Origin of the sequence: Flavobacterium aquiphilum (genome assembly GCF_027111335.1) — a bacterium.
GTDB classification, from domain to species: Bacteria; Bacteroidota; Bacteroidia; order Flavobacteriales; family Flavobacteriaceae; genus Flavobacterium; species Flavobacterium aquiphilum.
This window is the reverse complement of the sequence record NZ_CP114288.1, coordinates 2,112,592-2,126,807: the sequence shown is the minus strand read 5'-3', so window position 1 is coordinate 2,126,807 and position 14,216 is coordinate 2,112,592. Positions and strand designations below refer to the sequence as shown.

The 14,216-nt window shown below is 34.1% G+C and carries 7 protein-coding genes; 1 reads left to right on the top strand and 6 read right to left on the bottom strand.

Annotated elements, in window-relative coordinates; all coding sequences use genetic code 11:
* Window positions 1–234 precede the first annotated feature (234 nt).
* Genes OZP12_RS08865 through OZP12_RS08845 form a run of 5 tightly spaced genes read right to left on the bottom strand, consistent with a single transcriptional unit; the run spans window position 235 to window position 12,025 of the window.
* Window positions 235–750, bottom strand: coding sequence for a hypothetical protein (locus OZP12_RS08865; protein ID WP_281228731.1), 516 nt, complete (start codon window positions 748–750; stop codon window positions 235–237).
* Window positions 747–5,468, bottom strand: coding sequence for an RHS repeat domain-containing protein (locus OZP12_RS08860; protein WP_281228729.1), 4,722 nt, complete (start codon window positions 5,466–5,468; stop codon window positions 747–749). Before OZP12_RS08860 ends, OZP12_RS08865 begins: the two co-directional genes overlap by 4 nt.
* Before the next feature lie 38 nt (window positions 5,469–5,506).
* Window positions 5,507–10,891, bottom strand: coding sequence for a porin family protein (locus OZP12_RS08855; protein WP_281228727.1), 5,385 nt, complete (start codon window positions 10,889–10,891; stop codon window positions 5,507–5,509).
* Window positions 10,892–10,899: 8 nt separating this feature from the next.
* Window positions 10,900–11,514: a hypothetical protein gene (locus OZP12_RS08850; protein WP_281228725.1), complete on the bottom strand. Its 615-nt coding sequence runs from the start codon at window positions 11,512–11,514 to the stop codon at window positions 10,900–10,902.
* Complete coding sequence (locus OZP12_RS08845) at window positions 11,492–12,025, bottom strand: OmpH/Skp family outer membrane protein (protein ID WP_281228723.1); 534 nt, start codon at window positions 12,023–12,025, stop codon at window positions 11,492–11,494. The genes OZP12_RS08850 and OZP12_RS08845 overlap by 23 nt, the downstream gene beginning before the upstream one ends.
* A gap of 631 nt (window positions 12,026–12,656) precedes the next feature.
* Between OZP12_RS08845 and OZP12_RS08840 the strand changes: the two genes are divergently transcribed.
* On the top strand, window positions 12,657–12,923 hold the full coding sequence (locus OZP12_RS08840) for a DNA-binding protein (RefSeq protein WP_281228721.1): 267 nt from the start codon (window positions 12,657–12,659) through the stop codon (window positions 12,921–12,923).
* 829 nt (window positions 12,924–13,752) lie between these two features.
* On the opposite strand, the gene OZP12_RS08835 is transcribed toward OZP12_RS08840, so the two are convergent.
* Window positions 13,753–14,034 (bottom strand): helix-turn-helix domain-containing protein, encoded by a 282-nt coding sequence (locus OZP12_RS08835; protein ID WP_281228719.1) that lies wholly within the window; start codon window positions 14,032–14,034, stop codon window positions 13,753–13,755.
* Between the last annotated feature and the right edge of the window lie 182 nt (window positions 14,035–14,216).

The following is a 14,216-nucleotide window of genomic DNA, read 5'->3' as shown; positions in this document are numbered from 1 at the left end:
AAGTATCGCGCGAAAAGCAGTGCAACACCAAGTCTGGCTTAAAGCCATTTTATTCAATTTAAGACATTATAAACAAAAAAAACAACCCGAAAGGTTGTTTTAATTTTTATGCGATATTACTATAAATTCTTGATTCTCTACAAATGTAGGATGGAAAAATTGACCATCAACACATCTTATACATTACTAGCCTTGATAAAATGAATAATCAAAAAATGCCATTTAACTATATTCCTAGTTTGTCAATTTTGACTTATCCCAAACCTTAAGATACCCAATTGAGTCCCATTTTTTTGAGGAATACTTATAAATTCCTATTTTTAAAGTATCCTTTAAATATGGTTTTTTCAAAAATACCGTTACATTATCAGTTGAATCATATCTGCTTTTATTTAATATTTCATATGAAATCATGTTTACAGAATCTAAAAACTTGTATGAAAGCTGATATGGATACCTATTATTTGTTAGTAATCTGGTATCTTTTGCACTATGGTATCCATATTTATACCCCCTCTCAATAAAAATATGAAAGCTATCTATATCAATACTTGAATAAAATTCTAAATCTTTTATAAAAACCTTTCTTTTAACAGATTCAATTTTGTTTCCAAAAGTCACTCTTCTATATTTCCACTTTTCATAACCATACCAGCCAAAGTATGAATTCATCAACACCAACCCCAAATATAATATCATACACCCTAATAATGTAATGAAAATAATCTTATAATTTGATTTCATTCTCATTTTTCTGTTATTGGTCCGACAATAATATTATATTTAGGAACATTATTATATTGAAATTTATTCACCTGCAAATCGGAATTTATATTTCTCATAAAAAAATTGAAATTATTAAACCATTGGTTAGGTATGAGCATATTAAATCCATACCCCCCTCTATCAAAGAAACTAACTCGATTATTCCAAAAAAACGGGTCTTTACCTGACTGTATATTTAATCTGTGTGCTACAACACGTTCAAGAGCTTCTTGCGGTACATCAATACAAGATGACCCCAATATATTATAATTAGCTCCACTAGCTTGCTTCTTCGCTGCTTGATACGCTATACCATCTTCAAAAGTGGAGGTTTTAATTCTAATTGCTCTGTTATAATTATGGCTTTCATTTTTATTTGAATTATTAACTATTTCCATAACTTGATGTGCTGTTAATTTAGTTCCTCTAAAATCATTACCAAAACCATTTCTATATGGGATATCACCAAGGTCAGCATTTCTACTTCCTCCCGATGGAGCCGCTCCTTCTCCAGTTCCATTCATTGACAAATATCTCCAACCATCGTGGTCATTACCAATTAATACGGCAGCATGTCCAAAATACCCTAGGCCACCAGGTACAGGAACTGAGGTTGATGCATTTAAATAAATTATATCTCCTCCATTAGGGTCTATCGCTCCAATTGGAGTATTTCCCATGCCAAGATAGGGACTATGAAATTCGCCCATTGGGTCAGGACTCAACCATCTTCCCAATCTACCATCCCAAAGCCTTAACTGAAACGCTTCCATATTGGTTTCCTTGTCGAGCTCCTGCCCCTGAAAAGCGTACCTGTAATTTCCTTGGGAATTCCTTCCTGGAAGCTGCTCTCCAAAAGGATAGTAATCGGCAAAAGACTGCATTACAGGACTGCCGCTCACTTTCTGGATTACGGCTCTGACATTGCCTAAATGATCCGTAATTTCATAAGAACTTGTTGCGCTCGCCCTATTGTAAACGCCTAATCTACTAAGGCCAAAGATAGACAAATCAGTTTGAACTATACCGCCTCCAGTGGGTAAATTATAAACGGCAAGAGTGTTTCCGGATAAATCCAAGGCATAAAAAGTGGTACTTTGTAAAGCACCTGTGCTGCTATTATAACTTTCCTTTCTAATACGTTGGCCTCTCTCGTTGTAAAAGAACTTCACCAAGATGCTCGAGCCTTTTTTTACTTCGCTAACTAACCCCTGAGTGTTGTAAAAGTAATATAAATTTTCGGAAATATTTTGTGTTAATTGCCCAATGGCATCATAAACATAGTTATTAGGGTTTTGGTTTTCTATATCAGTTATGTCTGCAGTTGCCGCAGCACTATCGCTTACACTGTTTAATTGGTTTTTTCCTGCATTGGTGTAATTATAAGTCAAATTATCCACTACCGCACCATTTTCATCGGTTCGTTGTAGGCTTTTGATATTTCCATTGGCATCATAGGTCAAACCGGTTTCCTTGTATTTAGAAAGCGGGCTTATCTCAGCGGTGGATTTATTTGCATCACCAAAAGTGGCTCCCGTAAGCCAGTTGTTGCGGTCATAATTGTATAAATAAGCTTTTGGGTTAATGGTCGAACCACTTAAATCCATACTGCTATCTTTGTTCGCCCATCTTGCCGCCTTAATATTACCGTTATAATCAGCTCCGGCAGAAGGAGAAGACATGATGTTTCGACCTGTCCTTAAATAATCTCCCTCGTAATAATCCAGTGTGATTCCAAATACATCAGGCTTTACAAATGCATTTGGAGAGCCTATCAATCCGTCAAGCCCAGGATCTTTTGCTGAGTCTAGACTAGGGTGGTTGATGCTTTTAAGCTGTCCGCCCAAAGTATAAACATAGTCCAAACCTTGCAGTCCCTGTGCAATATTCACACGCTTGAGTTCGCCTGTCTGGTAATAAGAATAATCGGCATGGGTGATAAAAGGAGTTCCATATGTGGCCGTTTCCACTTTGATCAATACCGAATTGGCATCATAGGTGTATCTATGGATAAATTGCTCTGCGTTTTTATCTTTTTGAAATACTACCGAAGTCACATTTCCTTTATGATCGTAATAATAATGAATCGTTTTAGCTCCAATGCCTTCATTATATTGTACCATCCATTCAATTCTGCCATAAATATCATAGCTGTACCAGCTTATGGCTGTAATTGTTGTAGCGGGTTTTGTGAACGTAACAGCAACATTGCCGGAGAGGTTCTGCTGCATGTAATTTGTAGCTGAAATTCCTGCAGAGGCTAAAACATTTTCTAATGTCAGATTGGAAGGCAACTCTTCTACATAGTTAGCGTAATTTTGAGGATAATCATAAACTGTAAAAGTTTGTTCTTTATGAACCACTGTTTCAAACTCATCACTTCTTGATTGCCAATCTGTTTTAGCAACCCCTGAGGCAACAGGTCTTGCCAAATCATCATATTTGGTATATGACACCTCCTTGTTTTGGAGCTGTAAAGCACTTTGCGAAAAACTAATCTGTCCGTCATCCCTGTAATCAAACCTACTAGTTCCTTCATCGACACTTGTCGCTTCTATTAATTGTCCCAACCCATCATATTTAAAAGTAGATGCAAAATTATTATTGGTGGTCTTCATATGGTCAGGTGTTCCTACAATAGTAGTATTGGCAACATAACCGTTGGGCTGTATCGATTTTATGAGTTGGCCTGTTTTGTTATATACATTTACGGCATAATCGTAATAGTTTACACTATATGATATTCCCAGCGCACCTGAATCATAGGTAGGGGCTCCATTAGAAATATAGACTTTGGGATCTGTCACAGGAGGGTTATATGCTTCAATACGATAAGCGTTCCCTCCCGTTAAAGGTCTATTTGCATACGTTCCTGTTTTGAGATCAAATATTTTATACAAAGAGATATCCCCTATCAATGAAATTTGGTCTGAAGAAATTCCAGCTGGAATATGTACATCTATAAACCCTTGAGTTCCGATTAGTGACACAACCGGATAAGTTAATGCCCCACCGGAACGGGCAGTCGCCAATACTTTGCCTTCGGCATCTGAAAAAGAAACGTTTTCCACTCCATTAGCATCAACAATAACCGTTTTAAAGAATTTCGAGATCACTTCCTCTCCGCTTTCAGTGATATTTCCGTCATAGAAATCTGAACCAAACACATAGTACAATTCCTGAGCCGCTGGAACAATATAAGAATAACCTGTTTTCCATTGCCCGTTAATTCTATTTCCTCCCACAACGTTGATGACATTATTGGGATTAAGGATATCATAGTTGGTTTGGGTATAAGCCTGATCGGCAGTTGCCTGATAAGGCTCCATGGTGTTATTATCGGAATAATAACTAAAAAACGGAGAATCGGAAGAGGATGTACTACTAGTCGTTTTTTTTGCGATAGCCGTAAAAGTCCCGCCTGAAGCTCCGCTAACACTAAAACCGTTGCCCAAAATTATACTATTCGCCTCAAAAGTGACATTTAGTCCAGGACTTATGCTTCCGGTGGCCGTAACGGTATATCCAGCCTGAACATTCTGACTGCTAGTGATGTTATCAACGGATTGATTAACAGGAATAGTTGATGTTTCCGGAGTTGGGTAAACAGGATTAAGAAAAGAAACTCTGCTAAAGTTTGTCAAATTTGACGGTGCTATAAAAGAGGACTTGTCTGGTCTTCCAAAATTATCATAGCCAATCTCAGTTCCCCAAATTTTTTTTGAAACCATATCTTTTGATAGAACAACGGTAGATTTCCCAAAGTCGTCAAAAAAGGCTCTAGAAGCACTGGTAAGATTACCATCTATATCATAAGAAACTTCATGGATCCAATGACTTCGATCGTCTGTTACGGGTACATAATTAGCATCAGGCTTTATGCAAGAGCTAACATAAGTTGGCGTTCCATCAAGATCTGAAATTATTCCATCTCCATTGACATCAAGCGCCCAACTAGCAGTTCCATGTACGGAAGGATCAGTATCATCACAGTCAGTATTATTAAGGGCATAACTAGTATCCCCTGGTTTAGTGCACGAGTCAACATATCCAGTAGAACCATAACCATCATTATCATTGTCAAAATACCAACGCCGGTACACTACAGTTGCATTAGAATCATCACAATCAGAATTATTGGATACATAACCATTTGGTTTAAAACAATCAAAAATAGGAGTTTGATTTGGATCACCATAGCCATCCTGATCACTGTCTGCATACCAGTTTGTAGCACAATTTAAATCAATCTCGAAACCTAAATAAAAAGTATTAAAATAAGTACTACTGTTCGGAGTTAATGTATAAATCACTAATTTATTGTCTTCAATTTTAGCAAAATAACCTGATTCTGCGTTATTACCATAAATTTGACCTAATTCCATATTAGGTAGTGCCGGATATATGTTAAGAGAAGCAATTACCCCGGTCACAAAACTTTGGTTGTACGTCCAAGAAGCATCAAAATTAACAGACAAATAATTATTGGTCACCTTAATTGTTCCTATTGCGCCATCCGAAGTCCAGTCAGTTGAACCCACCAAAAAACGTGATTCTATTGATTGATAGTAATCAGGGTATTGTTGAGGATTTGTTATAGTTTTATGACAGCCTGTTTTAGGATGCTTGTTTGTTTTTGGGTGTCCGTATCCAAAAACAAATATTGGCACTAACACTAAAAGATAAAGTATATTTTTCATCATTTCATCTGCATTGGTTTATTAATAAAGCAGTACTCATTTTAATTTATAAATCTATTATGATAAGTATTTGTTTTTATTAACTTGAAACCTCCTTTATAATCGTCAGGACATTCACAGACAGAAGAGTCATCAATTACTTCGGTGTAAGTTTTTTCTAGTCTTCCCGCCTTATCGTATATGAATTTGGTAGCTAGACCGTTATTTCCAACGATATAAGTCAACTCATCCCATTCATTGTATACATAACCCTTAATTGAAGATGAAACAGGCCTAATCATTAAGTCGTCATAATAAACTGGACTTGAACTACGTGAATTTAGATATATAGTACAAAGTCCTGCTGGGACATCTACATAAGCAGATTTTAGAACCCAACCATCAACTGGAATACTCTCTGTAAAAGATACGTTGTTGTTGTTTACTTTAAGGAGAGCATCTGGAGCACTATTAGCTTTTACCCATACTGATAATTTATATTTACCCCCCCTATGTTTACCACTTTGCATTTCTACACCAAACTGAGAACTAGAATTTGTTGCTATACATTGTTTTCCTGTATGAAAATCAGTTTGAGTGAGGGAAGCATTTATTAATCTAATTTCAGGCTCAAGAAAGTCTATGCCATTAATCCCTGTCAAACCATTTTCTGCACTAGTATAAAACATTTCATGATAACCTGCATTTGCAGTTGCAATTACTTTAGAATTGTTGTCTCCCATTTTAGTTACCACATAATTGTTATTAATATCTTTCAGCTCTAATGGATTTGAGAAATGATCGTAAAGTCTTATTTCAGAGGTTTGTTTCCACTGTGGTAATTGCGTAATATTTAAACCAATACCCGAAACTTTCCAATTAAACCCATCATCATCAATACCATAGTTTACAAAAATACCATTGGCATCTCTTTGTCCCTTCCAAACAAAATTTTTGTGTTTTCGCCATATCTTTTGATTCGAAACAGATGGACTTGAAGTATTCCCCGCCATATCAATATATTCCCATTCATTTTTCCAAGTTGTAATTCCAACACCTGTTTTTTTCCAATCACCATTATCAAAAATATAAGAGTAGTCAACAGCTGTTTGAGACAACATGTTTTTATTATTAATATTATCTACTTTACTTCCCATGGCGGAATATTTAGTATAAGCAGGAACTCTTTCTTCACGCGTCTTAACACCATTAGACAATGTTTTTTCTACAACTAGGAAGGCGCCCGTTTGAGGGTCTGTTTGGCTATATTCCTCTATATTTTTACCATGAGGCCCTGTTGTAATAATGCTTTCCAAAACACTGGAGTATTCTTCTTTACTTGAAATAGAAAGCAACCTGTTTTTTAATACTGGATTCTCATCCGAAGAATTGGTAGTAAAAACTGATTTCATTGATTGAAACGATTCAGTCATACTTCCTCTGTTGATTCCTGATTGTTTAAGATTTACCCCACTTTTGTATTTTCTTTCAACTTTTGATAATAATTGTCCTTTGCTGTTAAATTCTTCAATAGATTTAAATTGACCAATAAGAGAGGTGTTTACGTCCAATTTAATTGACTTAGCTTGAATTTTATTACCTTGGTTTAAATAACCTCCTTCCGAATTATGATTAACAACATTTGCTTTGAAAATTACGGTTCCATCCACATCTTTCATTTCTATATTTTCATTAAAAATATCAAAAACAGGTTTAAGCACATAAAAGTGATATCTGGTTTGTCCCAGTGTTTCTAAACTCTCATTTTGGGACTCCATAGTCACATATTCATACATCACTCCAGGACTTGGTAATTCTGACTGAAAGGGAACATACTGGGTACCCCTTACTGGACTATATGAAGTTATACCTGAAGAAATATAGTTCCCTTTATTTTTTTCTTTTGTAGTACCAGGTACATTGTAATAATAATTTGTTTTATAGTGATGATTGCTTTCATCATTTAATGTTATCGATTTAACACGTATTCCGCCTCCACTTTTGGCAGTCGGTACCTTGTTGGCTAGTATTTTATATTTAATCCCCCAATGATCAGGACAATGAATACCTGCAACACAATTCGGAACATCTGGAAACTGTCCCCTTTGTACCACATCATATGATTTAGAACAAGAAGAACCTCCCAAAGATGCACTGAAAAAACAATTTTGTACATAATCAGGATGTAAATCTTTATATGCAGCTGGGATGGATGATACTACTTCGTAATGTATTACACCGTTAACATCTACCGTTTGTTTAGTTTCTATTGGAAAAGGTATTTTACTTGCTAAAATCTTCACACTAGTTGCGGTAACTTCATAAACTTTACAATAGGTATTGGAATTAACATCCAAACCTCCTCTTCTAGAAGTGTCTCCTCCTTTTGTCCTAGCAATCCATAAATCCATATAAACCCTTTCATTAGGTCTAAAATAGTCTCTAAAATCATTTACACCTAAACCAGCTACTAATCCATCTTGATTTTGTATCTCAATTAAAACATCATTCGCAAGATCAGTTGTGCTAAATTTTAGATTAGTATTCCAGAAACGTCTGGAAAAAGCCTCCTGATCAAAATCATCTTCTTCATGTTCAAAATCAATGGATGAACCCGTAGGCGTAATAATTCGGGTCATAGTCCAAGCTGCTGCTCTTACTTCAGATTCTTGATTAGGTAAATCTTTTAGAAAACCCCATTCGTCTTTTGCCCTTATATCGGCTATTGGAATTGCCGTGTTACTTGGATAATTAATATATTTACCGCTAAAATTCTTTATATGAACTCCATCATCCAATTTTTGTACTAAAGCATTTGCCGGATACATAATATAATTAGATTGAGGACCCAAATATTCGCCTTTGTATTGAAACTGGTACGGAGGCATGTAATAAAAATTATTCCTTCCTAGAAAAGTCACACTTTTCAAACATAATTTACCTGCATTTGGATTTTGTGAACAAGAAATTGTTCCAGGGCTTCCAGTAGCTAAATTGTAATTATAATCTAAATTAACAACTTTAATCGCATTGTTGTAATTAAAATTACTGAAATCTTCTTGGTCGTAAACACCACTCTCATTATTAAGGGTTATATTAGGCTGACCTCCATTTTCTTCATAAAACCCACCTGTGCTAGCAAATGGAAGTTGGTAACTTTTTATTAAATCATCAGAACTTGGATAACTGAGTTTTAAGTTATCCGAAGTATTTCCTTTCGATACGGTTGCGTTTTCATTTTTTACTAAAATTATTTTTTTGAGCATTAACTGCATCTGTCTTTTATAAATAAAATCCTCTTTTGGATTCACGGTATTTCCTGCAAATGAATTATTTGGATTAGTAGTTCCATCATTTGTCATGGTAATATCAGGGTTAAATTCATAGTGCAAATCAGAACCAACAGAATCATACCTTAGGTCTTTTACGAAATAGGCCGTATGAGTAGCAGATACAATTCGATCCAAATAATACAATTGTTTACGACCAAATTGATACGTACCGAACTCTTTTTCCCCAATATCCCCTTCTAAATTAGAATTATAATCTTTAAGATTTTTATCCGTAGGATTGCGCCATACATATCCATCAGACCATTTACCATAATCCATTCTAACCCAGTATCCATAATCGGCTGCATCAGCAATGTTATTATTATTCACATCTATAAAATCTGGGCCTGTTATTGCAGTAAGCAACCAGTGAGTCGCATAAGCCGTATATTGACGTTTCTCACTAACATTATTTTCCGAAACATCTTTTAGTACAGTTCTTTCTACTTCTTCAAAATGATAAACAGGTTGAGAAAAATGATAAACCTTGCCATCAGGAGCGGTAATTTTATAGCCACCTATACCGTCGCTTTGATATTCTGAGGTATTCCGATTTAGCGCTTCTAAACTCAGACCATTTGATGTAGGACTTAATGGTGATAATAACCCGTCTGCTTGATTATTCTTTATTTGTCTATTTGTAAAAACCTCTACATAATTTCCTTGTCTCAATCTTTGATTATTTAAAACCTGCCTTGTACTCAATATACCTTGCAAAGAAGTATTACTGTTTGACAACGGCGTTACGCTAGGTATTAATGTATTTTGTGTAAATTGTCCATTAAAGTAGAATTCAATATCATTTGCTGTATTTTTCCCAAAAGTTTTGTCTGTTGTCAACGAATTATGGCTATATATTCTCATTTTCCCATCGGAACTTTTCGGATCATTTCCTTTATAACCTAATCCAAAAATTGTTGCATTTTGTAATATTCTGGGATTCATCACTCCAGACACTCCAGTTGCATTTACCTCAAAAGAATCATATCCTGCGAAGGAAAAATTTAATTTTTCCCTGTCTGCATCACTATCTGCAACAAATTCTTCTTCTGGCTGAGGTAAAGTTTGCTCATAAGCATCCATATATCTATACCTGTTTTGATAATCTGTAAATTGAGAATCTATTCCATTATCATTTTCCACTACATCATTATTTGTATTATCTAAATTTGAATATAAAACACCAAATCCTTTTTTATTATAAGCTTTAGCAAGGTTATAGGTGATTTTTTGTTTCCCAAAACTAAATGAAATAAAATAGATTTGAATTGGCACAAACCATCCTTTACTGCTAATATCCCAATCCCCTGCTGAAAAACTATTCATTGAAATTGACGCTGATCCAGCTTGTCCTTTTGCTTCTAAACCAGCATCTTTTACACCTGAAAACCCTAATGAAGCGGATAACCCTCCATCTAGACTTGTACCTAATCCAACACTCATTCCACTGGAAGACCTGTAATTAACGCCAAATCCAACACTAGTTTTCCCTCCATTAATGTTTCCGGATACACCAACACCAGCACTGAAGCCACCTGATTTTTCTCCACCTGCACCAACTCCTAATGAATAGTTTCCATTTGTGTCAATACTACCTGAGACTGATGCTACTCCTTTTATACCAAGACTTGCAAATACAGATCCTGACATGCCTTTATTCGACCCCCATGATGCTCCAACTCCAACTTCAGCAACTTTACAGATTCCTACACCAACGTTTACGTTATAAATTGTTTCTGAATCTCTATAACGAATAAAATCTAATGAATTTCCACCATTCCAATCATCGGGAGTTGCATTTAATCCTCTGTTAATGGCACCTGTATTAAGGTTCCAACCTAGACCTGTCCACGTTGATTCCAAATCCATTGGAATTCCACCGTGATATGAAAGTGAGACCGGAAAACCTCCCACATCCATTAAGGGAAGAACATAAGCCATATCACCACTAGACAGATTAACCATATCTGTTGCATTTACGGATTCAAAACCAGATGCTTCCGGAGCATTAGGCCCATTATTTGAAGCATAAATAATATTTAAGGGAAATATACTCGGAATAAAAATAATCAAAAAGAATGTTGCAATTATTCTAGTACGTATGAGTTTGTTCATAAAAACAATTATTTTAATTTAAAGTTTTTTTGATTTATTATGCTTGTTGTATATTTAAACTTAACATCTCCAGTTTGTAATCCTATATCAGCTAGATTAAAATAAATTTCTTTACTTCCATTAAAGTCTTTATTCTTTTCAAATATGAGAAGTATGTTCGTCGATCTTGCGAAACCATAAGTACGAGAAAAGTTAGAATCAATAAAAGGAATCGTATCCTGAGAATTATTTGTTAACGTCACCTTGTCATTCATTTCAAATGTCAATGTATTTTGAATTGAGTTAAATTCTTCTCTACTTTGAGGTATTGTAGATAATATCTCCTTATCATCTTTGCTATAACTTAATAAAAAATATAAATATTTGTTATAATTTTTCTTTATTGAGTCTTTTCTTTTCTCAGAATAATTTGAATTTTTAAATTCATTAATAGCTACTACTTCTGACGGTTTATAAGTAAGATTTATTTTGATCCCATTTATTATTTTTGTCTGAGAGAATCCATGATTTGCATCCTTAATATAATCATTGATTTCCTCCACAGCATCAAATTTTTTATCACAAGAAGACACAAACAATACTAAAAGAAATACTACAAGGCTATTTTTCACCATATTCTGCATTCAATCCCTTTAAAACTTCTTCAGTTAAATCTGTGGATTCGTCGGCATACATGATATTACCCCCTCCACTGGCACCAAAAATTATTTTGTAATTATGATCTTTGCCGTACTCTTTGATATAATCGTTAATATCATTAATCACAGTTTGAGTTACCCTTTTGTCTTCTTCTTGGATTTTTTTCTGGATCGCTTCCTGGTATCCATTAATTTGCTGCTGCTTGTTAGTCAACAGTTCCTGCTTCAACTTTAATTCCTTTGGCGAAAACGTTGTTCTCTCCTTTTCGTAATTTTTCAGTTCCTTTTGCCAATTAGCTACCAACGAATCCACATTTGATCGCATTAAATTGGCTTTTTTATCGAATTCCGCTTTGGCTACTTTGGTTTTCTCATAACCCGTAATCAATTTATTTACATCAACATAGACCAACTGAGAACTTGACTTGGCATAATAAATCGCTAAAACACTTAAAACAACAGCCGCAACAGCAACTAACATAGGGGGATTTTTCATTTTTTTCTTACACTAAATTTCGTGCAATTTTAAACATTTAATCTTTATTTAACAAGTTATTTTATGTTATTTTTAAAATTAAAAAGTAACAATAAGTAATTCAAAACACTAACCTCTTTATAATAAAAAAATAAGATAATAATATAACTATTTATCCAGATAAGCATACGTAAATTAAAGCACTATTGTGACAAAAAATATTGAGACTGATCAAATAATTCCAATTTTAATAGATCAATAAAAATTAAGAATCAACACATTTTCAAAATCATTTTATCACCATAAAAAATCAATCAATTACAATTAGGCTTCTATTAAAAACTATACTAGAATTAAATGGTCAATTTAAATTGGAATTAGGGGATCAATGACACTGGAGTTTACAAACTACACTTCAAAACCATCTAAAAATATCAAAAGTAGCATCAAGTGTTCGACTGTAATACCTCTTAGCCCGCTAAGAGGGTCTTCATTGGAATTAGGTGATCAATGACACTGGAATTTGCACTTTAGAATGCTACAAACGGACTTCGGATGCCAAACAATACCTCAGACAACACTTTTAAGTAGCAAAAACAATTAAACAATAGCTTAGCTATTTATTTAATAATAAAGAATAGGAGGCGCGAAGATGGACGATAATATAACAAAGGACGATTTAAGGCAATTTGGGGTATTCCTAGTTGAGCAGTTCAAACAAATCATAGACAACAATAAAGAAGAAAACAGCTTAAATCCGGAATGGCTTAAAAGCCGTATTGTCAAAAAATTGATGGATATGTCTGCTGCATCGTTACAGAATCTCCGGATATCGGGGAAAGTGCGCTCCAAAAAAGTTTTAGGATCTTATTATTACAACAAATCGGATTTAATGAATCTATTCAACGATAAAAACTAATATGAGTCTGCAAAAACTTTCAAAACATCTTTCCATCTTAGAGAAGGATCCCAGACTTAATGTTTGGCACTTCGCTCTTTTAAGTGCTATTCTTTGTCTAGGGTACAGACAAGGGCAAAAAAAGATAATTAACGTAAGTCGCAGCAAAATAATGTCCCTTTCGCATATCAATACCTTACCAACCTACCATAAATACTTTAAAGAGTTGCAGAAAATGGGGCATATTATTTACCGTCCATCTTACCATCCAGGATATCGAAGTCAAGTGGAAATAACGATAAAACCATACAAATATTCGTAATTTTTTCTATGATAAATATTCTACTACTTAGACTGCAAGTAGAAATAACAGATATGATTTAAATGCACTAATTTATTTTCAACAACTTTATTCGTGAAGAAATAATGTTTATTTTTGTTATAATAGTAATGAATTATGTCGTTCTTATAAAGTCAATCTGTTTAGTGCAGGAAATATAAAAGTATAAAGATTCGGATATCTTTTGAACTTCTGGCAAAATCATGGCACACCTTATTTTATAAAATAAAATATCGGTAATAATGCTGTTTTTTGGCTTAGGTTCGATTCCCGGCGATTCCACTGAGACAGTTTAAAGCCAACTTTACAAAGTTGTCAAAAACGCAAAAAATGTCTCGAAATCCTTTAAAAGCCAGCAAATTTTTGAATTTGCAGGCTTTTTTATTTTTCCTTCAACTTTCAAAGTTTTCAAAAGTGCTCCAAATTGATTTACAACATGTAAACCAACTTAACATCTTGACTAAAAAACGACATAATTATCTTAATTAATTATTTGCTGTTATTCACTTTTTAATATTCATTGAAACCAGTGAAAAATTCTTCCAGTGTAACATTCATCAACTTCAAAATTCTTATAAGTGTATTTAACTGAATATTTGCTCCAGCCTCATATTTGCCATATTGCGGTCTACTTATTTTTTTATCATAAGCAAAGGTGTCAGAGTTTGTGTAGCCAGCCTCCTTTCTAAAATATCTTAATCTTTCTCCTATTTTTTTTAGATAGATTGATTCTGCGTTTTTTTCTGATTGATTCTTATTGACAAATCCAAAAAAACAAAAAAAGGTGTTCAACAGCCGAACACCTTAAGGAATTTTATAAATTATATTTTCACATTTATTGTGAAAATATTTCAAAAGCTAGATGAAATTACAGCTCAAAATAAGTTAAAAATTTTAAATGTACTTCGACTTTATCTTTAAATTTAAATACTTTAAGAGCCTGTTTAAATTTTATTTTTGAGATTTATTATTAG